Source organism: Micromonospora sp. BRA006-A, from assembly GCF_033433935.1.
GTDB classification, from domain to species: Bacteria; Actinomycetota; Actinomycetes; order Mycobacteriales; family Micromonosporaceae; genus Micromonospora; species Micromonospora aurantiaca.
The window spans coordinates 6,246,719-6,270,156 of the sequence record NZ_JANCLW010000001.1; the positions used below are offsets into that span (position 1 = coordinate 6,246,719).

At 72.1% G+C, this 23,438-nt stretch carries 20 protein-coding genes and 1 tRNA gene; 11 read left to right on the forward strand and 10 right to left on the reverse strand.

The genetic code is table 11. The features are described 5' to 3' along the window. Positions 1-25: 25 nt before the first annotated feature. Positions 26-526, reverse strand: a complete 501-nt coding sequence (locus NMK34_RS28620) for a GNAT family N-acetyltransferase (RefSeq protein ID WP_318335926.1) — start codon at positions 524-526, stop codon at positions 26-28. Between the two features lie 126 nt (positions 527-652). Between NMK34_RS28620 and NMK34_RS28625 the strand changes: the two genes are divergently transcribed. Together NMK34_RS28625 and NMK34_RS28630 are read left to right on the forward strand one after the other, a co-directional pair. After that, positions 653-1,099 (forward strand): hypothetical protein, encoded by a 447-nt coding sequence (locus NMK34_RS28625; protein ID WP_318335927.1) that lies wholly within the window; start codon positions 653-655, stop codon positions 1,097-1,099. A gap of 95 nt (positions 1,100-1,194) precedes the next feature. Further along, on the forward strand, positions 1,195-1,581 hold the full coding sequence (locus NMK34_RS28630; protein WP_318335928.1) for a VOC family protein: 387 nt from the start codon (positions 1,195-1,197) through the stop codon (positions 1,579-1,581). A gap of 84 nt (positions 1,582-1,665) precedes the next feature. On the opposite strand, the gene NMK34_RS28635 is transcribed toward NMK34_RS28630, so the two are convergent. Then, positions 1,666-1,742: transfer RNA gene (locus NMK34_RS28635), tRNA-Thr, on the reverse strand. A 364-nt stretch (positions 1,743-2,106) separates the two neighbouring features. Between NMK34_RS28635 and NMK34_RS28640 the strand changes: the two genes are divergently transcribed. Further along, on the forward strand, positions 2,107-3,198 hold the full coding sequence (locus NMK34_RS28640) for a sn-glycerol-3-phosphate ABC transporter ATP-binding protein UgpC (protein ID WP_318335929.1): 1,092 nt from the start codon (positions 2,107-2,109) through the stop codon (positions 3,196-3,198). 57 nt (positions 3,199-3,255) lie between these two features. On the opposite strand, the gene rlmB is transcribed toward NMK34_RS28640, so the two are convergent. Together rlmB and cysS are read right to left on the reverse strand one after the other, a co-directional pair. Beyond that, positions 3,256-4,377 carry a 23S rRNA (guanosine(2251)-2'-O)-methyltransferase RlmB gene (gene rlmB / locus NMK34_RS28645; RefSeq protein ID WP_318335930.1) on the reverse strand — a complete coding sequence of 374 codons (1,122 nt, stop codon included), beginning with the start codon at positions 4,375-4,377 and terminating at the stop codon, positions 3,256-3,258. Beyond that, positions 4,377-5,792 carry a cysteine--tRNA ligase gene (gene cysS / locus NMK34_RS28650; protein ID WP_318335931.1) on the reverse strand — a complete coding sequence of 472 codons (1,416 nt, stop codon included), beginning with the start codon at positions 5,790-5,792 and terminating at the stop codon, positions 4,377-4,379. Before cysS ends, rlmB begins: the two co-directional genes overlap by 1 nt. Positions 5,793-5,855: 63 nt before the next feature. Here cysS and NMK34_RS28655 point away from each other — a divergent pair, with 63 nt between their 5' ends. Both NMK34_RS28655 and NMK34_RS28660 read left to right on the forward strand, forming a co-directional pair. Beyond that, entirely contained in the window at positions 5,856-6,503 is a 648-nt protein-coding gene (locus tag NMK34_RS28655) for an IclR family transcriptional regulator (protein ID WP_318335932.1), read from the forward strand. 266 nt (positions 6,504-6,769) lie between these two features. Beyond that, positions 6,770-7,786, forward strand: a complete 1,017-nt coding sequence (locus tag NMK34_RS28660) for a hypothetical protein (protein WP_318335933.1) — start codon at positions 6,770-6,772, stop codon at positions 7,784-7,786. Positions 7,787-7,896: 110 nt separating this feature from the next. Here NMK34_RS28660 and NMK34_RS28665 read toward each other — a convergent pair whose 3' ends face one another. The 3 genes from NMK34_RS28665 to NMK34_RS28675 form a co-directional block, all read right to left on the reverse strand. Then, complete coding sequence (locus NMK34_RS28665) at positions 7,897-9,585, reverse strand: S8 family serine peptidase (RefSeq protein WP_318335934.1); 1,689 nt, start codon at positions 9,583-9,585, stop codon at positions 7,897-7,899. A gap of 88 nt (positions 9,586-9,673) precedes the next feature. Beyond that, entirely contained in the window at positions 9,674-10,372 is a 699-nt protein-coding gene (locus NMK34_RS28670; RefSeq protein WP_318335935.1) for an HAD family hydrolase, read from the reverse strand. Beyond that, complete coding sequence (locus NMK34_RS28675; RefSeq protein WP_318335936.1) at positions 10,369-11,331, reverse strand: EamA family transporter; 963 nt, start codon at positions 11,329-11,331, stop codon at positions 10,369-10,371. Before NMK34_RS28675 ends, NMK34_RS28670 begins: the two co-directional genes overlap by 4 nt. Positions 11,332-11,403: 72 nt before the next feature. On the opposite strand from NMK34_RS28675, the gene NMK34_RS28680 reads away from it, so the two are divergent. Continuing rightward, positions 11,404-11,952 carry a CGNR zinc finger domain-containing protein gene (locus NMK34_RS28680; RefSeq protein WP_135242298.1) on the forward strand — a complete coding sequence of 183 codons (549 nt, stop codon included), beginning with the start codon at positions 11,404-11,406 and terminating at the stop codon, positions 11,950-11,952. Here NMK34_RS28680 and NMK34_RS28685 read toward each other — a convergent pair. Genes NMK34_RS28685 through NMK34_RS28695 form a run of 3 tightly spaced genes read right to left on the reverse strand, consistent with a single transcriptional unit; the run spans position 11,916 to position 16,999 of the window. Next, complete coding sequence (locus NMK34_RS28685; protein WP_318335937.1) at positions 11,916-12,515, reverse strand: GNAT family N-acetyltransferase; 600 nt, start codon at positions 12,513-12,515, stop codon at positions 11,916-11,918. The two genes, NMK34_RS28680 and NMK34_RS28685, sit on opposite strands and share 37 nt — an antisense overlap. A gap of 54 nt (positions 12,516-12,569) precedes the next feature. Next, complete coding sequence (locus NMK34_RS28690) at positions 12,570-13,970, reverse strand: class II fumarate hydratase (protein WP_412098931.1); 1,401 nt, start codon at positions 13,968-13,970, stop codon at positions 12,570-12,572. Between the two features lie 53 nt (positions 13,971-14,023). Then, positions 14,024-16,999, reverse strand: a complete 2,976-nt coding sequence (locus NMK34_RS28695) for an AfsR/SARP family transcriptional regulator (protein WP_318335939.1) — start codon at positions 16,997-16,999, stop codon at positions 14,024-14,026. Positions 17,000-17,318: 319 nt separating this feature from the next. On the opposite strand from NMK34_RS28695, the gene NMK34_RS28700 reads away from it, so the two are divergent. From NMK34_RS28700 to NMK34_RS28720, 5 genes are all read left to right on the forward strand, one after another. After that, entirely contained in the window at positions 17,319-18,785 is a 1,467-nt protein-coding gene (locus tag NMK34_RS28700; protein ID WP_318335940.1) for a recombinase family protein, read from the forward strand. Positions 18,786-18,851: 66 nt separating this feature from the next. After that, positions 18,852-19,301, forward strand: coding sequence for a hypothetical protein (locus NMK34_RS28705; protein ID WP_318335941.1), 450 nt, complete (start codon positions 18,852-18,854; stop codon positions 19,299-19,301). Positions 19,302-19,540: 239 nt separating this feature from the next. Then, on the forward strand, positions 19,541-19,738 hold the full coding sequence (locus tag NMK34_RS28710; RefSeq protein WP_318335942.1) for a hypothetical protein: 198 nt from the start codon (positions 19,541-19,543) through the stop codon (positions 19,736-19,738). Positions 19,739-19,953: 215 nt separating this feature from the next. Continuing rightward, the gene (locus NMK34_RS28715; protein ID WP_318335943.1) at positions 19,954-20,532 is read left to right on the forward strand and encodes a hypothetical protein; all 579 of its coding nucleotides are present in this window, start codon (positions 19,954-19,956) and stop codon (positions 20,530-20,532) included. After that, positions 20,525-23,296, forward strand: a complete 2,772-nt coding sequence (locus NMK34_RS28720; RefSeq protein ID WP_318335944.1) for a hypothetical protein — start codon at positions 20,525-20,527, stop codon at positions 23,294-23,296. The genes NMK34_RS28715 and NMK34_RS28720 overlap by 8 nt, the downstream gene beginning before the upstream one ends. Positions 23,297-23,438 lie beyond the last annotated feature (142 nt).

Consider the following 23,438-nt stretch of genomic DNA (forward strand, 5'->3'; position numbering starts at 1 on the left):
ACTGCGCGGCCCGCGCCTCCCGCCCCTACGGCTCGTTCGCGAGGCTCTTGGTCATGATGTGCTCGCGGCGCACGCCGTCGGGCATCAGGCCGCCGACGTCGCCGGTGTCCCGGAAGCCGTTGCGCAGGTACAGGCCCCACGCGTTCGGGTTGCCCTCCGCCACGGCGAGCCGCAGCGTCCGCGCGCCCGCCAGCCGGGCCCACTGCTCGACCGCCCGGACGAGGTAGTCGCCCACGCCCCGGCCGCGTCTCCCGGGTGCCACGTACATCGAGATCAGCTCGACGACCCCGTCGTGCTCGGTCGGCATCCCGCCGGCCATCCCGACCGGTTGCCCGTCGAGCAGCACCACGATGTTGTACGAGCCGGGGACGGCCAGCCGCCCGCGCCAGCGTTCCTCGCGGTCACCGTCGCCCTGCCAGTCCGCCAGCCGGGCGCCGAAGGCGTACCCGGCCTCGGTGAGCGCGGCGAGCCGCAGCTCCCGCCACACCTTCCAGTCGTCCTCGCCGAGGACGCGCGTCTCGAGCATGCGGAGAGGGTGGCGCAGGCGCCCCGAGCAGGCAATCGATATCCGGCGTGGGCGGGGTCGGGTGGCCGGGTCTGCACGCCGGCGCCGGATAGCCTGCACCGGCCGCGACGACCAGGGAGCCCGACCATGAGACTGCCGCCCGGGGCCACCGGATTCCACACACCCGGCGGACGAGCGGACGTCAGGGCCTTCACCGCCGTCTGTCACCACGCCGCCCGCGCCCTCGGTGCCACCGTCACCGGCGTGACCCCCGCCGGCGTCACACCCAGCTTCCACACCGTCGACATCGCCGCTGCCCGGCACCACGTCGCGGTGCTGCGGCACGTCACCGTGCCGTTCATTGCCTTCGCCCGCCCGCGAGCCGGCGGCGACGCCACCGTGACGTTCGTCGACCGTCCCGGCCTCGCCGCTGTCCTCGACACCCTGACCGACGCCAGGAGCCTCACCGCCGATCAGCTAGGGATCCCGCTGTCGCAGGCCGACCTGAGCGCCCTCGACCGCGCCGAACAAGACCAGATCGGCTACTGGGCACCGGCCACCGTCGGCGAGCTGCTGTTCAACTTCTGGGACTGACCATTAGTGGCCGAGCGCCGTGGCGAGTGCCCCTCGGTCCTCTCTAGGCTGAATCCGGCAGGCTCAGCCTGACAGCACCCAGCGGGGGAGAGATCATGGAACGCGTGACGGGCATCGGCGGTGTCTTCTTCCGGGCCCACGACCCGGACCGGATCAACCACTGGTACGCCACGCACCTCGGGGTCGACCTGGCACCGGAGTCCTACGACGTGTCTTCCTGGTGGCAGCAGCCCGGCCCTACCGTCCTGGCGGCCATGCCGGCGGACTCCGAACACTTCGGCGGCCCCGAGCACTCCTGGTCGCTCAACTTCCGGGTCGCGGACCTGGACGCGATGGTCGACCAACTACGTGATGCGGGTATCGACGTCGAGGTGGACGCCGAGGAGTATCCGAACGGCAGGTTCGCGAGCCTGCGAGACCCGGAGGGCAACGTGGTCCAGCTCTGGGAGCCCGCAGGTGCCGACAGCCGTGGGCCTGCCTGACCGCTCGTGCGGCACACCGTCGTGTCGCTGCTGACGGAGCCCGGCGTCCCGTGGCGGCATCGCCCGCGGAACGCCTTGTGAAAATGGAGCCCCCGGCCGGGATCGAACCGGCGACATCTCGCTTACAAGGCGAGTGCTCTGGCCAGCTGAGCTACAGGGGCGCGTGCGTCGCGCTCAGCATAGCGACTGGGCCCCGGAAATCCCGCCTCGCAGGGCTCCCGAGCACGGAAAACGTCGGTATCCCGACCGGTACGACCGATGGATCATCGTCGGGACGCGCTCCCAGGCGGGAGATTGATGCCTCGCCGTGCCCGACTGACCGTTATGCGTATGCCGTCCATCCCACCCGGAGCGACACGTCTTGGCACGATCGCGAAAGCCGTTTACCGTGCAGTGACACGGACGACACTCCGGTCGGCCTCGGCTGCCTGAGCGACGACCCCGTTGGCCGGTGCCTTGGGCGCCGGTCGCTCCTTCACTCGGATCGTCCGGCACGTTCCTGCCGGTGAAAGGAAGCGCTCCATCATGGCTACGGTCACCTACGCGAAGGCGTCCCGGATCTATCCGGGCACCGAGCGCCCCGCCGTCAACCAGCTCGACCTCCAGATCGGTGACGGGGAGTTCCTCGTCCTGGTCGGCCCGTCCGGCTGCGGCAAGTCCACCAGCCTCCGGATGCTCGCCGGCCTGGAGGACGTCGACGACGGCGCGATCTACATCGACGACCGGGACGTCACCCACCTCCCGCCGAAGGCCCGCGACATCGCGATGGTCTTCCAGAACTACGCCCTCTACCCGCACATGACGGTGTACGAGAACATGGCGTTCGCGCTCAAGCTGCGCAAGACCTCGAAGTCGGAGATCGACCGGCGGGTCAAGGAGGCGGCCGGGCTGCTCCAGCTGGAGGAGTTCCTCAGCCGCAAGCCGAAGGCGCTCTCCGGCGGTCAGCGCCAGCGTGTCGCCATGGGCCGCGCGATCGTCCGCGAGCCGCAGGTCTTCCTCATGGACGAGCCGCTGTCGAACCTCGACGCCAAGCTGCGCGTGCAGACCCGTACCCAGATCGCCTCGCTGCAGGCGAAGCTGGGCGTCACCACGGTCTACGTCACCCACGACCAGGTCGAGGCCATGACCATGGGTCACCGGGTGGCGGTCATGCTCGACGGCGTGCTCCAGCAGGTGGACACCCCGCGGGCGCTCTACGACACCCCGGCCAACGTCTTCGTCGCCGGCTTCATGGGCTCCCCCGCCATGAACATCAAGACGGTGAAGCTGACCGAGCAGGGCGGCGCGTTCGCCGAGATGATCGTGCCGCTGACCCGCGAGCAGGTCCAGGCGGCCAGCGCCGAGGGCGGCGACGGCAAGGTCACCGTCGGCTTCCGGCCGGAGGACTGCGACCTGGTCAGCCCGTCCGAGGGCGGCATGCCCGTTGTGGTCGAGCTGGTCGAGGACCTCGGCTCCGACGCCAACGTCTACGGGCACGCCGCGCTGGAGGGCCACAACGAGCGGTTCGTGGTCCGTACCGACCGGCGCAGCATGCCGAACATGGGCGACACCGTGTTCGTCAAGCCGCGTACCGGCCGCAGCCACGTCTTCCACGCCGCCTCCGGCCAGCGGATCTGACGTACGCGAGAAAGGGGCGGCCCGCCACGGCGGTCCGCCCCTTTCCGTTGCTCTCGATCAGGCCTCGACGGACCGGCGGCGGGCGACCTCGGCGAGCGTGACCGCAGCGGCGACGCTGGCGTTGAGCGACTCCACGTCGGAGACCATCGGGATGCTGACGGTCAGGTCGCAGGTCTCGCCGACCAGGCGGGACAGCCCGCGCCCCTCCGAGCCGACCACCACGACCAGCGGGCCGACGGCGGCCTCCAGGTCGTACAGGTCGGTCTGTCCGTCGGCGTCCAGGCCGACCACGACGAAGCCGGCCTCCTTGCACGCCTTGAGCGACCGGGTCAGGTTGGTGACCTGGGCGACGGGCACGCGCGCGGCCGCGCCGGCGCTGGTCCGCCAGGCGGTCGCGGTGATCCCGGCGGCACGCCTCTCGGGTACGAAGACACCCTGCGCGCCGAACGCGGCGGCCGACCGGATGACCGCGCCGAGGTTGCGCGGGTCGGTGACGCCGTCGAGCGCGACGAGCAGCGGGGCGGCCTGTTCCAGCGCGGCGGCGACCAGGTCGTCGAAGGGCTCGTAGGCGAACGGCGGCACCTGGAGGCCGACGCCCTGGTGCAGCACGCCGCCGGTCATCCGGTCCAGCTCGGCGCGGCTGACCTCGAGGATCGCGATGCCCCGGTCGGCGGCGGTGCGGACGATCTCCTTGACCCGGTCGTCGATGTCGATGCCCTGCGCGGTGTAGAGCGCGGTCGCGGGCACCTGGGTGCGCAGCGACTCCAGCACCGGGTTGCGCCCGACCAGCAGCTCCGGGCTGTCCTTCGCCGGGTTGGCCTTGCGGCCCGGCGCGACCCGGGGACCGCCACGGCCGGCAGCCGACTTGCCGCCCCGGCCCTTGGTCGTGGGCGTGCCTCGGCCACCGCCCTTGCCCCAGGTGGTGTCCTTGGTGCCGGGCTGACCGATCTTGGGTGCGCGACCCTCCTCGGCGGCGGCGCGGCGCTCCTTGTCCTGCTTCCAGGCGGTGCGCTGGGGCAGCTTCTCGGTGCCCGAGTACGCCTTGTGCCACGGCCGCTCGTCGGCGGGCAGCGTGCGGCCCCGCCCGGCGAGGGAGTCCTTGTTCTTGCCACCGGTGCCCTTGGGGGCGCCCGCCTTCGGCGTCAGTCGCCGGCCACGGCGCTGCGAGTTGCCGGCCATCAGTCCTGCTCTCCAATAGTCCAACGCGGGCCCTGGGGGGTGTCCTCGACGACCACGCCGGCCTGCTTGAGCTGGTCGCGTACGGCGTCGGCGGCAGCCCAGTCCTTGCGGCCGCGGGCCTGCGCGCGCTGCTCCAGGGCCAGCGCGATCAGGGAGTCCACCACGCCGCGCAGGTCGTCCGTGCGGCCGCCGCCGGTCCAGGCCGGGTCCAGGGGGTCGACGCCGAGGATATCCAGCATCGCCCGGGTGGCGGCGAGCGTCGTGCGGACGGTCACATCGTCCGCCGCGGTGAGCGCGGTGTTGCCGTCGCGGACCACCTCGTGCAGCGCCGCCAGCGCCGCCGACGTGTTGAGGTCGTCGTCCATCGCGGCCACGAAGGCGGGCGGCAGGTCGCCGGGCCGGCCCGCGCCGACCCGCTCGGCCGCCCGCTGCACGAAGCCTTCGATCCGCCGGTACGCCACTGCGGCCTCGCGCAGCGCGTCCTCCGAGTAGTCGATGCGGGACCGGTAGTGCGCGGCGACGTAGTAGTAGCGCAGCTCCACCGGGCGCACCCCGAGCGCGGCCACGTAGTCGAGGTCGAGCGTGTTACCGAGCGACTTGCCCATCTTGGTGCCGCCGATGCCGAGCAGGCCGTGGTGCACCCAGTAGCGGGCGAACGGCAGGTCGGCGGCCTGCGACTGGGCGATCTCGTTCTCGTGGTGCGGGAACGTCAGGTCGAGCCCGCCGCCGTGGATGTCGAACTCGGGGCCCAGGTAGCGCCAGCACATGGCCGAGCACTCGATGTGCCAGCCGGGGCGTCCGCGGCCCCACGGCGACGGCCAGTAGGCGTCGGCCGGTTCGCCCGGCTTGGCGCCCTTCCAGAGCGCGAAGTCACGCGGGTCCCGCTTGCCCCGGTCGGGGGCGTCGCCGGCGGGCTGCATGTCCGCCGGGGACTGGCCGGACAGCGACCCGTACGCGGGCCAGGAGGCCACGTCGAAGTAGACGTCGCCGGAGCCGTCGGTGGCCGGGTAGGCGTGGCCGGTCTCGATCAGCCGGGCGATCAGCTCGTGCATCTCCGGGATGTGCCCGGTGGCCCGCGGCTCGTAGGTCGGCGGGAGCACGTTCAACGCCCGGTAGGAGGTGGTCAGTATCTGCTCGTTGGCGTACGCGATCGACCAGAACGGCCGGTCCTGTTCCATCGCCTTGGCCAGGACCTTGTCGTCGATGTCGGTCAGGTTGCGGATGAACGTGACCTCGAAGCCCTTGCGGAGCAGCCATCGGCGCAGCACGTCGTAGTTGACGCCGGAGCGAAGGTGACCGATGTGCGGCGGGGCCTGGAGCGTGAGACCACACAGGTAGACCCCCACCTTGCCGGCTTCCCGCGGGACGAAGTCCCGCACCGATCGGGTGGCGGTGTCATACAGGCGTAGCGTCACCTCACAAGGGTAGCCGTCCGCACATTTCCGGGTTGGCCGGAGCCGGGTCGTACGCTGCGTGCTGTGGACACGGCGGCACGCACGGGAGAGACGGCACAGACCCTGGACCGGGGCCTGCGGCTGCTGCACCTGGTCGCGGACGCGCCGGGCGGGCTCACCGTCACCGAGGCGGCGCACCGGCTGGGCATCGGCCGGGCGGCCGTCTACCGGCTGGTCGGCGCGCTGACCGGCCACGGGATGCTCCGGCGCGACGGCGAGGGCCGCCTGCGCATCGGCGTGGGCGTGCTGCACCTGGCCCGCCGCGCCCAGCCGCTGCTGGCCGAGGGGGCGCTGCCGGCGCTGCGCCGGCTCGCCGAGGGCACCGGGGCGACCGCCCACCTGACCGTGGTCGAGGGCGGCGAGGGGGTGGCGCTCGCGGTGGTCGAGCCGAGCTGGACGTCGTTCCACGTGGCGTACCGCACCGGGACCCGGCACCCGCTGGAGCGGGGGGCCGCCGGCCGGGCGGTGCTGGCCGGGCGGGCCGGCGATCCGAGGCCGGTGAGCACCAGCGGCGAGCTCCAGTCGGGCGCGTACGGCGTGGCCGCGCCGGTGCTCGGCGTGCCGGGTCTGGAGGGCAGCGTCGGGGTGGTGTCACTGACCCCGCTCGACGTGGCGGATGTCGGCGCCCAGGTCACCGCCGCCGCCGAGGCGGTGGCCGCCGCGCTCTCCTGACCCGCCCTGTCCTCGCCGGTCCGCGCAGGCCCTCACGCCGCGGGTCCTCACGCCAGATCGGTCCTCACGCCAGATCGGCGAAGTGGCTGCATCAAACGGCCCGGATACCGCCACCTCCCCGAAGTGGAGTGGATCATGCACGGGCCGAAGGGCTATAGCACGCGGGCACGGTGGTGCGGGGGTTGTCCACAGGGCGCGTAGGGCGGCACGGCTGCGACTGTCCACAGGGGTACCGATCTCGACCCGTGCGCCGCCACGCTCGTCACATGCCACCTCATCCTCATCGACCACCGGAGTTGGCCTGGCAGGTCTTCCGGGGCTCGGAAGCGATCCGGCGCGGGCTGCTGTCCCGGCACCATCTGCGCGGCGCGTCCTGGATCCGGCTCCGGCAGGACGTCTACGCCGACGCGCGACTCGACCGCGACCACGCGCTGGCCTGCCGCGCGGCGCTGCTGCGCCTGCCACCCGGCGCGGCGATCGCCGGTCCGTCGGCGGCCTACCTGCACGGGGTCGAGCACGCCGCGGGCTTCACCGACGACGTGCACGTCCTGCTGCCGGCCACGGTCCGGGCCGACTCCCAGCCGGGTGTCCGGGTGCACCACGCCCCTATGTCGAGCACACACAGCGGTCTCCTGGTCCCCGTCGGCAGCGCCGCACCCGCCGGCACGCGCCCACCCGCCGGCACGAGGTCATCCGTCGCGGCACCCCTGGCGGCGGACCGCTCGTCCCCCGGCGCGGTGATGATCCTGGCCGGGCCTCCGCCACGCACCGAGCCGGCCGCCTGCGCCTGGGAGACCGCGGTCTGGGCCGATCCGGTGGAGGCGGTCGGCATCATCGACGGGCTGCTGCGTACCGGTTCGGTGAACCGGTCGGCGCTGGCGAGCGAGGTGGCCCGGAACGCCTGCCGCCCCGGTGGGCGGCGAGCGGCCTGGGTGTTCGGCCTGACCGACGGGCTGGCCCAGTCCCCGCCGGAGTCCCACCTGCGGGTCCGCCTCGTCCTCGCCGGCCTGCCCCGCCCGGTGGCCCAGTATCCGGTGCGGGTGTCGACCGGGCTGATCCTGCACCCCGACCTGGCCTGGCCGGAGTTCCGGGTCGCTGTCGAGTACGACGGTCAGTGGCACTCCGACGCGGACCGGATGCACCTCGACCGGCGGCGGCTCAACCAGCTCGTCGCGGCCGGCTGGCTGGTGCTGCACGTGACCGGCCGCCGTCTGCGCAAGGAGTTCCCCGCCCTGGTGCGGGAGATCCGCGCCGCACTGGTGGCCCGGGGGTGGCGGCCGTGACACCGGCCGCCGCCCCACCAGCCGCCACGCCACCAGCTGCGCAGGTCACCGGAACGCCGAAATGGCGGCGTCCGGGAACTCCGGACACCGCCACCTCGGGGAAACAGTCGTTACGGTCGAACGTTGGGCTTGACCGGGGTCTTCACCGCGGCGTAGGCGTCGACGATGCCGTAGCCGTAGAAGCCGTTGAAGTTCAGCGAGCCCGCGCAGTACGCGTCGAACTCGGCGTCCCGGCCCTCGTTGGTGTAGCTCTGCAGCCGCGGCTCCGGGCAGGCGTGCTCGGCCGCCGTCCGGTAGAGGTGCTGCTCGACCAGGTTCGGCGCCATGCCGTAGCCGTTGCGGCCCTCCTTCTTGCCGTGCTTGCTGACGATCAGCGCCGCCACGCCCGAGACGTGCGGGGACGCCATCGAGGTGCCCTGGAGGTAGGTGTAGTAGCCACACTCACCCTTGGCGGTGCACTGCTTGAACACCGAGTTCTCGAAGCCGGCGACGATGTCGCCGTTCTCGTCGACCGACCCCTCCTCCTGGAGCACCTTCTTCGGGTACGTGGAGAGGATCATGTTGGCGTCGGTGCGGTACGTGTCGGTGCCGAAGCCGTCGCGGAACCAGCCACCCGGCGCCGCCACCGAGATCTGCTCGGTACCGTAGTTCGAGTAGTCCGACTTCTTGCCGGACGGGCCGACCGCCGACACGCCGATCACGTGCGGGCCCTCGACCGGCAGGTCCCAGCAGGTCGCGTTGTCGATCGGGCGCGGGTACGGGTCGGCGCCGTAGTCCGGGCTGCTCACGTCGGTGCGCGGCGCGCCCAGGTCCTCGTGGTTGTTACCGAGCGAGCCGACGAGCGTGACGCCCTTGCGGTGCGCGAAGTTGAGCGCCCGCTTCATGGCCTCGATGACGGTGCGCTGCTCGGCCTGCGCCTCCGGCGAGTCGGCCGGGTTGGCGGTGCAGTTGTAGAGCCACGGGTCGACGTAGAAGGACATGTTCACCACGTCCAGCCCGGACCGGCCCGCGTGCACCAGGGCGTTCACCACCGGGTTGAGGAAGAAGTAGCCGCTGTCCTGGCCACCCTTCAGCTCGACCAGGGAGACGTTCGGAGCCACGCCGGACAGGCCGAAGCCGTTGGCGGCGGCGCCGATGGTGCCTGCGACGTGCGTGCCGTGCCCGCCGTCGTCGGTGCCGACCGGGTCGAGGCAGCTCGCCACCTCGCACGGTCCGTCGACCTCGGGGATGTCCGGCGCGAAGTTGCGCGACAGCGCCCAGTTGAAGTTCGGCGCCAGGTCGGGCTGGCTGGCGTCGACGCCGGTGTCCAGGATGCCGACGGTGACCCGGCGGTCGCCCGGCTCGATCTTGCGGGCCTTGTCGGCCCGGATCATGTCCAGACCCCAGAGCTTGTCGTCGAGCGGGTCCATCTTCTTGCCGTTGCCCTTGGCGGCCTTGCCCTTGGTCGCCGCGGCGGCCAGCAGGTGCTCCTGCTCGACCCGGTCCAGCTTCGGCTTGCGGCCGATCGCCTTCTCCTCGGCCGCGCCGACCAGCGCGCCGGCCGCGGTGGCCCGGCTGGCGAAGTCCGCCCGGTCGCTTCTGACCTGGAACAGGCCGACGTCGTCGGTGCGGGCGACGACCTTGCCACCGGCGGCGGTGATCGCGGCGACCGCGGCGTCGCTGGAGACGCCGCTCTCGGCCAGCACGGTGAAGGTCCGGAACTCCGACGGCGCGGCGTTCGCCGGGATGCTCAGGCCGGTCACCGTGAGTGCCAGCGAGGCCGCAGCCGCGACCGCGCCGACGGTGAAGCGCTTGCTCACCACATCAGATCCTCTCGTTGAGGGACGTGGTGTCATCCCACATCACGGGAGCCGGTTCCGCCAGATCGACGTCCGTTATCGGCGGCAACTAGGCATTCGCGTTCGTCAGGGTGGCGAGCACCGTGGACAGTCCGGCGAGCGTGGACACCTCGGCGTCCGGTTCGAGGCCGCGCGGGCGGGGCAGCCCGGCCCGGTTGAGCCAGACCACGCGCAGCCCGGCCCGCTGGGCGGCGGCCACGTCGTGCTCCGGCGAGTCGCCCACGTGGACGATGCGCGCGGCGGGCAGCCCGGACGCGGCCACCACCGCCGCGAAGAACTCCGGCGCCGGTTTCTTGGGCAGGCCGCCCTCGTGCGCGTACACCTCGAAGGCGAACTGCCCGGCGAGGCCGCAGCGTTCGGCGCGGCTGTTGCCGTTCGTGGCGAAGCCCAGCACGTGGTGCTGGCGCAGCGCCGCCAGCGCGGGCAGCACGTCCGGGAAGGGGCGGCTCAGCGCGTACCGGCGGGCGAAGAACAACGCCGCGAACTCGTCCAGGTCCGCCTTCAGCCCCGCCCGGGCCAGCGAACGGGCCAGCGCGGCCCGCCGGATCTCCTGCACCGGGGCGGCGCTGAGCGCGCCGAAGACCGCACCCCAGTCCCCCTCCAGGTCCGCGAGCGCCACGGCGGCCGCCGCCGGGGTCCGCCGCCGCATCTCCTCGAGTACGGCGACGAGCGCGCCGGTGACCGCCGGGCGCAGGTCGACGAGTGTCTCGTCGGCGTCGAAGACGACGGCGCCGCGCGGTCCGCTCATCGGTCGCCGGTCAGCACCGGCTCGGCCTGCGCCGCCTCCGGCACCGATGGTGTGCCGCGCAGCTCGTCGGCCCGGACCAGCGCGACGCCGCCGAGGATGAGCACGCCGCCGGCCAGTTGGATCAGGCTGGGCAGTTCGTCGAGCACCAGCCAGGCGATCAGCACCGCGAACATCACCTCGGTCAGCCCCACGAAGGAGGACAGCCGTGCCCCGAGCAGCCGGGTGCCGGCGACACCGGCGAGGTACGCGACCACGGCGGCGATCAGCGACAGCCCGGCGATCGGCACCAGCCAGCTCACCCGGTGCCCGCCGAAGGTGACGTCGGCGGTGCCGGCCGCGAGCGGCAGCGCTCCGAGGCCGCCGAGCAGCAGCAGCGCCATCGCGCCGACCGCCATGCCGCCGCTGGCCATCACCACCGAGGGCAGGCCCGCGTCGATCCGGCCGGCGATGACGAAGTATCCGGCGAGCCCGACGCCCGCGCCGAGACCCCAGAGCACGCCCACCGGGTCGAGTCGTCCGGCGCCGGTGAGGTCGAGGACGAGCACCAGCCCGCACAGGGCGATGACGGAGCCGGCCACCGTGAGCAGCCGGGGGCGCTGCCCGTGGACCAGCCACATCCATCCGACCACGAGCACGATGCCGAGGTATTCCAGCAGGAGCGCCACGCCGACCGGGAGGTAGCGGACCGCGTTGAAGAAGCACGCCTGCGCCGTGGCCACGCCGAGCAGCCCGAACAGCACCACGCTTCCCGCGTTGCGGCGCAGCACTGTCCACCTGCCGCGCAGTGCCAGCACGGCGGGGACGGCGAGCACCAGCGCGGCGATGCCGACCCGGGCGATCACCACGGCGACCGCCGACCACTCGCCGGTGATCAGCGGGCGGGCGAAGGTGCCCGAGGTGGCGAACGTGATCGCGGAGAGCAGTGCCAGGCCGAGCCCGACGCCGGACCGTTCACGCATCGGCATCTCCTGGTCATGAGTCAAGGGAGGTTATGCTGATGACGCTAGGCGTAGCCTCCGACAGGAGTCAAGTTGCTTTTCGCCCATGACACCGAATGCGCGCTGGTCAGCGTCGCCGCACTGGTGAACACCGCCGGCGACGACCGGGAGGGACTGCCCGACGTGGCCGCCCTGGACGCCTTCTTCACCGCCCACGGGTGGAGCGGCCGGCACGAGCACACCGACGCCGAACTGCGCCAGGTCCGCGCGCTGCGGCCCCGGCTGCGCCGCATCTGGTACGGCGACACCGACGAGGTGGTCGCGATCGTCAACGCGCTGCTGCGCGAGTCGCACGCGCTGCCGCAACTCGTCCGGCACGACGACGAGCCGTACCACCTGCACGCCGTGCCGCGGGACGCGCCGCTGGCGACCCGGATGGCGGTCGAGGCCGCGATGGCGATGGCTGACCTGGTCCGGATGGGCGAGCTGAGCCGGCTGCGGCACTGCGACCACCCCGACTGCGACAACGTGCTCGTCGACCTGTCCCGGAACCGGTCCCGCCGGTTCTGCGACGCCGGCTGCGGCAACCGGGCCGCGGTGAGCGCCTACCGGGCCCGCAGGGCCGCCGCGTCCCACTCCTGACGCGTCGCGGGCCAGGCGTCACGGCGCAGCTCGTACTCCACCTCGCCGTGCTCCATACCCGGGATCGGGTCGTCGAAGGCCAGGTGGAACGTGCGGACGTAGCGCAACCCGGCGCGGGCCATGACCGCCCGGGAGCGGTCGTTGACCGCCATCGTCTGGGCCCACACCCGGCGGACGCCCACCGTGTCGAACGCGTGCCGCACCAGCGCCCGCGCGCCCTCGGTCGCCAGCCCGTGCCCCCACGTGGCGCGGCGCAGCCGATAGCCCAGCTCCGCCTCGGCGCCGTCGTCGGACGGGTCGAGCGAGTGCCAGCCGAGGAACTCGCCGGTGAACCGGTCGAGCGTCGCCCAGCGGCCGAGCCCGGGATGCCGGGCGTACTGCGCGAGCACCCGGGGCAGCACCTCGTCCCGGTACGTCGCGGCCGGCGTCGGCGCGCCACCGGTCAGGAAGCGCATGACCTCCGGATCGGCGTCCAGCGCCACCAGCCGGTCCACGTCGTCCATCGTGAACCGGCGCAGCGTCAGCCGCGCGGTCTCCAGCAACACCCCGCCGTCGTCACGCACCGTCGGATCATGCCGCGCCCTTTGTGACGGGTCGAGGCAATTACCGGCGCCGGCTCAGGGGTGGGTCATCCGGAGCAGGTCCAGCGCCTCGTCCAGCTGGGTCTCGGTGAGCGTGCCCGAGTCGACGTGGCCCCGGGCGATCACCACCTCACGGATGGACACCTGCTTGGCCAGCGCCTCCTTGGCGATCGAGGCGGCCTCGTCGTACCCGAGGTGGCGGTTGAGCGGGGTGACGATCGACGGCGAGCCCTCCGCGTACGCCAGGCAGACCTCGGCATCAGCGACCAGGCCGGCCACCAGCCGCTCGGCGAACAGCCGGCTGGACGCGGCGATCAGCTTGATCGACTCCAGCAGGTTGCGGCCCATCACCGGGAGCATGACGTTCAGCTCGAAGTCGCCCTGCGACCCGGCGAAGGCTACGGCGGCGTCGTTGCCGATCACCTGGGCGCAGACCTGCCGCATCGCCTCGGCCACCACCGGGTTCACCTTGCCCGGCATGATCGACGACCCCGGCTGGAGGTCGGGGATGCGCAGCTCACGCAGCCCGGCACGGGGGCCGGAGCCCATCCAGCGCACGTCGTTGGCGATCTTGTAAAGGCCGACCGCGACGGTACGGAGCTGGCCGGACGTCTCCACCAGCGCGTCCCGGGCGCCCTGCGCCTCGAAGTGGTTACGCGCCTCGGTCAGCGGCAGCCCTGTCGACTCCCGCAGCTTGCCGATCACCCGGTCGGCGAAGCCCAGCGGCGTGTTGATGCCGGTGCCGACGGCGGTGCCGCCCAGCGGCAGCTCGGCCAGCCGGGGCAGCGCCGACTCCAGCCGCTCGACGCCGTAGCGGACCTGCGCCGCGTACCCGCCGAACTCCTGCCCGAGCGTGACCGGCGTGGCGTCCATGAGGTGGGTACGCCCGGCCTTGACCACCGTCTCGAACTCGGCCGCCTTCTCCTCCAGCGCGCCCGCGAGCTGCTTCAGCGAGGGGATCAGATCCTCCACCACGAACTGGGTGGCGGCCAGGTGGATCGAGGTGGGGAAGACGTCGTTGCTGGACTGCGACGCGTTGACGTGGTCGTTCGGGTGCACGTCACGGCCCAGCTCGCGGCTCGCCAGGGTGGCGATCACCTCGTTGGTGTTCATGTTGGACGAGGTGCCGGAACCGGTCTGGAACACGTCCACCGGGAACTGGTCGTCGTAGCCGCCCTCGGCGACGTGCGCGGCGGCGATGGCGATGGCCTGCGCCACGTCCGCGTCGATCACCCCCAGCTCACCGTTCACCAGTGCCGCCGCCCCCTTGATCTGCGCCAGGGCCTTGATCTGGGCCGGTTCCAGTCCGCGCCCCGAGATCGGGAAGTTCTGCACCGCGCGCTGGGTCTGCGCCCGCCACAGCGCCTCGGCGGGCACCTCCACCTCGCCCATCGAGTCGCGTTCGATCCGGTAGCCGGTCGCCTCTGGAGTCGTCACGCGTTCCATCCTGCCGCGCCTCCCGGCGGTGTGCAGGGAAAGTGGCGCGGCCCTCAGCCCAGCTCGGCCAGCAACTCCTCGGTCTCCCGCTGGTCCGGCGACTCGACCTGGCGGAACAGCGCCAGCGCGCGCCCGGCGTACCGGCGGGCCTGGTCGGCGTCGGTGTGCCGCAGGCAGCGGGCCATGCCGTCCAGAGCCCGGGCCTGCTCGTAGCGCAGGCTCAGGCGGGTGGAGTCGTCCAGCACCCGGCGGTACAGGTCGGAAGCGGCGTCGACATCGCCCAGATCGTGCAGGGCGCGGGCCAGGAGGTTCCGGGAGGCGCACTGCCCGATCCGGTCCCCCGCGTCGGTCATCGCGATCAGGGCGGCCCGGTGCTGGGCGGCGGCCTCGGCCGGGCGGCCCGCCTCACGCTCCATCATGCCGATCTCGTTGAGGATCTCCCCCTCACCGAACCGGTTCGCGGTGCTCCGCTTCAGGCGCAGGGCCGCCCGGAGCAGCCGGCGGGCCGGCCCGGTCTGGCCCAGGCGGTGCCGGATCATGCCGAGGTGGCCGAGCGCGTTCGAGGTGTGCCGCGGATCCCCCGCCACCCGCGCCAGGAGGATGTGCCGGCGGGCCGCTTCGAGGGCCAGGTCGTACCGGCCCCGGAACAGCTCGGCGACCGACAGCATGTTGAACAGGCTGGAGATGGTCGCCGCGTCGTCCGGGTAGCGGCTGATCCGCAGCGCCTCGTCGACGTACCTGACGCAGCGTTCCGCGTCGTCGGTCCCGAAACACACGGCGGCGAGGTTGCAGAGCGCCTGGACCTGCTCCCGGCGCAGACCGAGCCGGCGGTACCTGTCGACGCCCGCCTCCAGGAACCGGATCGCCTCCGGAAAGTCCCCGAGCCGGAACTTCGCCGAGGCGAGGTAGTTCATGGTGATCGCCACGGCCTCCTCGTCCCCCGACCCGACGGCGGCCCGCAGCGCCACCTCGTGCGTCTCGACCAGCTCGTCGAGGTGTCCACCGACGAAGTTGGACCACCAGCACGCCCGGGTCAGCTGCCAGCAGTACGCCGAGAGGCCCTCATACTCGGCCAGGTGCACCAGTCCGACGAGGGCCGCCCGGTTCTCGTCGAACCAGGACTGGCCCGGCCTGTCCGGAACCGGCAGCAGGTCGGGACGCCGCGGCGGCGGGAAGGCGACCTGGCTCAGCGCGCTCAGCTTCGTCTCGGCGGCGAGCGCCAGGCCGAGCGCCACCTGAAGGTGATGGTCGAGCAGGTGCGCCGCCGCGGCCCGTCGCTCGTCCGGCCCCTCGGTCTCGGCCAGCAGCCGGCGGGCGTACTCCCGGAGCAGGTCGTGGAGGCGGTAGCGGCCCGGTGCCGTCTCCTCGGCCAGGTGCACGTCCACCAGCTCGTCCAGCAGGTCCTGCGCCTCCGGCAGAGGCACGTCGGCGAGCGCCGCCGCCACCCGGTTGTCGAACCGTACGCCGGGGTGGAGTCCGAGCAACCGGAACAGCCGCCGGGCCGGCGCCGAGACCTGCGCGTACGAGAGCGTGAAGGCGTCCCCGACGGAGCGCTCGCCGACCGCCAGCTCGGCCAGCGAGTCCTGCGCCTCGGCCAGCCGCCGTGCCAGGTCGGCGACCCGCCAGTGCGGACGGTGCGCGAGCCGGGAACCGGCCAGCCGGATGGCGAGCGGCAGATGCCCGCACCGCCGGACCACCTCGGCGGCGGCGGCCGGCTCGGCGTCGACCCGGTCGGCGCCGACGATCCGGCCGAGCAGTTCCACGGCCTCGTCCGGGTCCAGGACCGGCAGCGAGTGAGGACGCCCCTCGTCCAGCCCGGCCAGCCGCCGCCGGCTGGTCACCAGAACGAGATTGTCCGGACCGCTGGGCAGCAGCGCCGCGGCCTGGGCGGCGCTCGCCGCGTTGTCGAGCACCACCACGGCCCGCCGGTCGGCCAGCTCGGAGCGCCACATCGCCAGCCGGTCCTCCGCGTCGACCGGCACCCGCTCGGCCGGCACGCCGAGCTGCCGCAGCAGGGTGGCCGCGGCCGCCGCAGGGGTCAGCGGGCTGCGCTCGCTGTACCCGTGCAGGTCGATGAAGAGTTCCGCGTCGGGGAACCGCTCGCGCAACCCGGTAGCGACCTGGACGGCGAGGGTCGTCTTGCCGCTGCCGGCCATGCCGTCGATCAGGTACAGCCGCGTACCCTCCTCGACGATGTCCTTGACCAGCCGCGCCATGGTCTGCTGACGGCCGGTGAAGTCCCGGATGGCCCGGGGCAACGTGCGTACCGGGGCCGCGGGGCGCGCGCCCGCCGCCTCGTCACCGGCCAGCACACGCTGGTGCAGCTCCTGCAACGCCGCGCCGGGCTCGATGCCCAGCTCCTCGGCGTAGATCCGCCGGCCCTCCCGGTAGACGGCGAGCGCGTCCGCCTGCCGGCCGACCGCCGAGAGAGCCAGCATCAACTGACCCCGCAGCCGTTCCCGCAGCGGATTGTGCTCGACCGCCTCGGTGAGTTCGTCGACCAGTCCGGTGCCCCGGTGCAGCCGCAGCTCGACGTCGACGCAGTCCTCCAGCACGGCGAGCCGCTGCTCGTCGAGCGCCTGGGCCCGCAGTCGTACCACCCGGGCCGGGATGCCGGCGAGCGCCGGACCGCGCCACAGCGCGAGGGCGGCCCGGTAGTGGCGGCGCGCCTCGGCCAGCCGGCCGGCGGCGGCCTCGGCACGCGCCGTCTCCACGGCGCGGGCGAACATGTCCGCGTCGAGGTCGTCCGGCTCGATCCGGATGCCGTAGCCCGCCGGGTCGGTGACGATCGTCCCGGCCGGCAGCCCGAGCACCGCGAACCGCTGACGCAGCCGCGAGACGCAGATCTGGAGCTGCGTGCGCGCGGTGGCCGGCGGGCGCTCCTCCCAGACGGCGTCGACCAGATCCTCCACCGGCACCACCCGGCCGGGGCGCAGCAACAGCATGGCGAGCACGGTGCGATCCCGGCCCGCGGTGACGGTGGCTTCGCCGCCGCCGACCCGCAAGGGCCCCAAGATCCCGAATCGCATTCGCGCCCCCGCCTGCCGCCATGCAACTTCCAGCAGCGTAGCCCGGTGGTCACCGAGCGGCGCGGCGAGGCGATAGCGATCCGATAGCGACGGCGCACAGACTCGTCAGCGGTTGTCGGTGACGACGTCCGACGGGGGCGGTGCGCCTGTCCGGCCACCCGGCCGGGCAGGCGCACCGATGTCGATGCATGACGAACACACCGAGGGGCGCCCGGACCATCCCGGGCGCCCCTCGTGTACGTCTGCCGTCAGCGCCGGCCGACGGTGAGGACCGGCTTGGTGACCTCAGTGTCAAGTCTTTAGGGGTACTATCCCCGCCATGCTTCACAGTCATGACGGGGAAGTTGTTGACCTCTATCTCCGCAAGAGCACCAAGGACGAGGGTCGCTCCGTCAAGCGCCAGCTTGCGGAGCTGACCGAGGGGGCCGAGCGGGAAGACCTCCGGATCGGCCGGGTGTTCGCGGACCCCGATTTCAGCGCGTCCCGGTTCGCCAAGCGCGCCCGGCCCGACTTCGCCGCGCTCCTGGAGCACATCCGCTCCGGCGCGTGCCAGGTGCTCGGCCTGTTCGAGGGCTCGCGGGGATCGCGCAAGCTCGGGGAGTGGGTGGCGCTCATCGATGAGTGCCGGGACCGGCGGATCAGGATCTGGATCTGGACCGATGAGCGGATCTACCGGCCGTGGCGGACCAACGACTATGACACCCTCGCTCGGGTCGGTGTGCAGTCAGCCACCGAATCGAACCTTCTCAGTGACCGAGTGCTGAGCGGCAAGCGCAAGGCCGCCCGGGAGGGCAAGCCGTCCGGCCGCCTCCAGTACGGGTTCACCAGGGTCTACGACGAGAAGGGGCGGTTCGTCCGTCAGGAAGCCCACCCCGAACAGGCCCCGGTGGTCCGGGAGATGGTCCGCCGGATCACCGAGGGGGACAGCCTCGCCACCATCGCGCGGGACCTCAACGAGCGGGGCCTGACCATGCCCGGCGGTGCCCCGTGGGCGGGCCGGTTCATCCGCCAGATGGTCCTCCGGCCCTCGTACGCGGGTCGGATCGTCCACCAGGGCCAGGACGTTGGTCCGGCGTCGTGGACGCCGATCGTGGACGTGGGCCAGTGGCGTAAGGCGGTCGCGTTGCTCACCCGACCGGAGCGGCGGACCACCACCCGGGGGACCGCTCTGGCGCACTGGCTGACCAACGCGGTGGCGTGCGGAACGTGCCGGACCACCAAGCTCCGGGCACGCACCGGCGGCACCAAGCGGCCCAGGGTGACGTACCAGTGCGACGGGTGCGGGATGGTGGTCTCGGCCGTGGCCCTGGAGGACTTCGTGGAGAAGGTGCTCCTGGCCCGCCTGGGGCGGCCCGACGCGGCGGCCCTCCTGACGCGCCGCACCGACGACGCGGCCACCAGAGCCGCCGAGAAGGAGCTGGAGGAGCTGAAGGGCCAGCTTGACGAGTGGAAGGCCCTAGCCAAGGCCCGGAAGGTCTCCCCGGCGTCGTTCGCGGAGTTCGAGGCGGACCTACTCCCCCAGATCGAGCGGGCCGAGGAGAAGCTACGGCGGTTGACCGTGCCGCCGGAGAACGCGGACCTGAGCATGGCCGGAGTCCCGGCGCGGTGGCCGGGCCTCCCGGCGGAGCTGAAGCGCCGGTACGTGCGCGCGCTGACGGAGCTGGTGGTCCACCCGGCGGCCCGGCGCGGCCCGGTGTTCGACCCGGCGCGGCTCGGGGCCTCCCGGTGGACCGGGGACGCGCTCACCTGGGCCGAGCACTGGGAGGCCGAGGGGCTGACCGCTTGACAGTCCACAGTCAAGTCAGTTGCTCGGAATCCGTTGTGTCGCAGCCGTACGCCACACTTCACAGTCATGAAGACGCCAGAGATCCTGTCCTTGATCGCCATCGTGATGAGCTCCATCACGCTCACCTGGCAGATCATCTCCTGGCGGCAGACCGGTGCGGTGGTCAGGGTGACCGCAACGGTGGCCTTCATCCCGGGGGAGAAAGACGGCTTCACAGTGATCCGGGCCAGCAACTCCGGCCGCACGGCAGTGACGGTGACGGGCTTTGGCCTGCGCCACCCGGACGGCGGGAACCAGCACCAGTTCAGGCCCTTGCCGATGTCCGAGCCCATCCCGTACCGGCTAGAACCCGGAGCCGAGGGGTCTTGGTTCATGCCGATCGAGGGGATCAAGGAGACGTGCGCTGCGTACGGCGATCGGCATCAGGATCTGACCGCTTGGGTGAGCCTGGGGAGCGGCAAGACCGTCATGGCGAAGAGGCGGGGAATCGGCCTGCGTAGGCCGCCTGGCTATTGACCGGGTGGCCGGAATCCGTTGTGGCGTAAGAACTTTGCCGTCATGACTGGTGACGCCGGGCACTCGGTCTGAACTTCCCAGGCGTTGGGGGTAGGACCTAACGTAGGTCCTACCTCCGGGAGAGATCCCGGAGAGGCTTAAGGCGCGAAGTGCGCCCCACCGTTCGGCCCGTATGGGCGAGACCGGAACCCGGCGGAATCACACGACCCGGGGAGCGGCGCGAGGTCCACGGAGGACCCGTGTCTACCTTGACCGGCAAGCTTGCCGATCCTGAGTTCCGGCGGGAGCGCGCCCGCAAGGCCAGCGCCGCCGCGCACTCGACCGACCGTTACATCAACGTGCTGGTGGAGCGCGCCCCCGAGCTGACCGAGAACCACCGCGCCCAGCTCCGCGCGCTCCTCGCCTCCCAGGACGGGGGTCAGCGGGCCGATGGCTGAGAAGACGAACGGCTCCCCCTCGCCCAAGGGGAAGCCGTCCCAGACCACTACCAAGACCACTGTGAAGTCTACCCGCTCGTTCGACCTGAGCCGGTGTGACGCGGGTTGCGGTCCGTGCTGGGTCACCCTCGTTGGGGACCGGCGTTACTGCGAGGTTGAGGCCACCAGCGCGGCGCGCCGGGACCTGGCCGAGGCGCTGGCGGGGGGTGGCGACCGTGGCTGACCTGCCGGGCTACAACAACTGCCGGGCCTGCCGCCGGGGCGTCCACTTCGTGGACGGTGACGTGGACTCGTACCGGTGCTTCCGCCACGCCAGCGACGCCGAGCGCGAGCTGGTGGACGCGCTGGACGCTCAGGCTCCGCGTATCGGGCTGAAGGAGTCCGAGGATTGGCTCTGGGGCCACTGGTACGACTGGCCGTACGGCCCGAACATCGGCGTTCCGGCACGCCAGCGCCTGATCCAGTGGGCGACTGAGAACCGGCTCCGCGAGGCCCGGCCCAAGCGCCGGTGCCCGATTCACTGGCTGATGGGCCGCCCGTGCGGGCGGTCCGAGTACCCCTGCCTGGAGGGCGGGAGCGACTGGCGCGACCACATGACCCTGTGGACCAAGGGCGGCAAGCCGCACCTGATCGTTGCCCAGCCGTACGAGGTCACGGACCGGGACCGGCGGCACGTCTCCGGCCTCGTGTTCGACCTGAACGTGGTGAAGGGCCTCCCGGTCACCGGCGCGATCCGCGAGGAGAGCGGCTGGTACGGGTACGGCGCGCTCTGGGTGGAGGTGCGCCGTGGCTGAGCCGTACCTGTCCGATGAGCACCGCGCCTACCTGGAGGCGCACGCGGTGGACGCGGACCGCGAGCTGGCCGCCGGTCGCGTCCGCTCGCTGGTCACCCGGGATGATCTGGCCCAGATCCCCAGCGAGTGGCAGGCCGGGATCGGCCGTTACATCCCGGAGAACGGGGGCGTCCTGTTCGTCTGGACCGGCCCGACCGGCGCGGTCAATGTCCAGCTCCGGCCGGACGACGACAAGCGGCCCCTGAGCAACGACGGGGAGCCGATGAAGTACGTCTACCAGGGCGGCCGTCCGCCGGTCCTCTGGGCGGTCCGTGAGGTCGAGAACCCGGTGGGCGTGATCCTGGCCGAGGGTTCCAAGCAATGCCTGGTGGCCGCCCGGTACGCCCCCGAGGGCTACAGCGTGTACGGCATGGCCGGGTGCTGGGGCTTCTCGGACGATGGCGTGGCGATCCCGGACCTGGAGGTTGTGGACGGGCTCCCGGTGAAGGTCATCCTGGACGCGGACTTCTCGACCAACCTGTTGGTGTGGAGCGCGGCCGACCGGCTCCAGGCCGCTCTCAAGGCCGAGGGGGCGAGTCTGATCGAGTGGGTCCGGCTCCCCGCCGGTGGCAAGGTCGGGCTGGATGACTACCTGGCCAAGCGCGCTCACGAACGCCGCGCCCGGGTGCTGGGCAACCTGCTCAGCGAGACCGTGGAAAAGCTCCCGGCCAAGCCCCGGCCGTCCGCCAAGAAGGTGACGGCCCCCGCCAGGCCGCCCAAGCCGACCGGGGACCGGGCGCTGGTTGTGGTCAGCGGTGACCCGCTGGACGTGATCAACGAGATGTCGTCCGGCATGGCGGTGAAGTTCTCGGGGACGCGCCTGTTCCACCACGGGGACCACATCTCTGAGCTGGTCACGGCAGACCGCAAGCCCGCCCGCCTGGAGCCGGTGGACTCCGGCCGGTTCGGGGACGTGCTCCAGCAAGCCGTCCAGACCGTCCGGGAGGTCGTCGGCCGGGACGGCTCGGTCTCGTACGCCCCGGCCTGGCCGGACCAGAAGGCGATGGCCGCCGTTCTCCGCCGGGTGGAGGCGTTCGCGCCGCTGACCCGGCTCGCCACGGCACCGTTCGTCCGTGCGGACGGCACGGTGGTGACCGAGCCCGGGTACGACCCGGACAGCGAGGTCATGCTGATGCCGGACGAGGAGCTGGCCGGGTTGGAGATCCCGGAGCACCCGAGCACGGAGGAGGTTGCCACCGCGCGGAAGCTGATCCTGGAGGACTGGCTGGGGGACTTCCCGTTCGAGACCCAGGCGGACCGCGCCAACGCGCTGGCGCTGATCCTTACCCCGACCGTCCGGGGCCTGGTCGATGTGGTGCCGCTCGCGGTGCTGGACGGCTCCCGGATGGGCGTGGGCAAGGGCAAGGTCGTGGAGACGATGCTCTGGGTCTACACGGGCCGCTCGGCCCCGTTGACCTCCATGCCCGAGAACGAGGAGTTGCGCAAGAAGATCACGGCCTCGTTCCGCGAGGGTCGGCAGTTCATGATCTTTGACGAGGCGCACACGGTCGAGGGTGAGGCGCTGGCCCAGGCGCTCACCGCGAGCATCTGGGAGGACCGCATCCTGGGCGTCAGCAAGAACGGCACGTTCCCCAACACCGCGACGTGGGTCAGCCTCGGCAACAACGTCGAGGTGAAGGGGGATATCACGCGCCGCGCCTACCGGATCTCCCTCAAGCCGAATCACGACGACCCGGAGAACCGTCCGGCGGACAGCTTCCGTCACCCGAACCTGGAGCGGTGGGTCCGGCAGAACCGGCGCGAGCTGTTGGCGGCCGTGCTGACCCTGGCGCGTGCCTGGTTCGCTGCGGGCAAGCCCAAGATGCCCCGCCCGGCCGCCTTCGGGTCCTTCACCGAGTGGGAGATGGTCGTCGGCGGCATCCTGTCGCACGCCGGGGTGCCTGACTTCCTGGTCGGCCGCGAGGAGTGGGCCAAGGGCTCCAGCCCCGAGAGTGACTGGTGGGCCGGGCACTTCTTCTGGCTGTCCGAGACGTTCGGGACCGAGGGTTTCACGGTCCAGGACGTGGTGAACGCGGCGCGCAAGAACCCCGAGCGCTTCCAGGGACCGCCCGGCCTGCTCAAGCCGCATGACGAGGCGTTCCCGGGCAGGCTGCCGTACGCCTACCGGAGCCAGAAGGGCCGCCCCGAGGCGGGCATGGTGCTCGACCACATCGGGACGGCTCGCGGCAAGGTGACCCGCTGGACGCTTCGCACCGAAAGCCGGTTCTCGTCCGATTCGTCCTCTCCTCCGGGAGGAGATGGAGGAGATGGAGGAGATGTTTCCGCTCTTACGTATGGCTCGAAAACCGCTATGCGGTTGGGTGACGATACGGCTACCGGGGACCAGGTGCGTTCTACCCCTGGAGAGAGTGGCGAGGAGATGTCCTCCATCTCCTCCATCTCCCCCGCGCCGACCGGCCCGCCGGTGGACTGGGTGCCCTCGGCCCCCGGGGACACCGTGGCCGGGTACGTGACCGGGCTGTCCGAGGACGGGGACGAGGAGTTCGGCGGGCTGTACCCGGTCGTCACCCTCCAGACCCGGACCGGTCTGGTCCGTGTCATCGGCAGCCCGCCCTTCCTCCGTCGCGCCCTGGCGGACGCGGCCCCCGAGGTGGGTAACGCCGTCGTCGTGAAGTTCCTCGGGGAGCGCCCGATCAACGGCGACCCCCACCGCAAGGCCGGTCAGTACCGGGTCGTCAAGAAGGTCAAGGAGGCCACCTCGTGAGCCCCCTGTACCGCCCCGATCTGACCCGCCTCCTGGCCCTGGTGACCGCGCTCGTGATCGCCTGGCAGACCGCCCGCCCCTGACGGTGGAGTGTCAAGAACGGCCCCCGGTTCGTCCACCCCGGACAGCCGGGGGCCGTTCG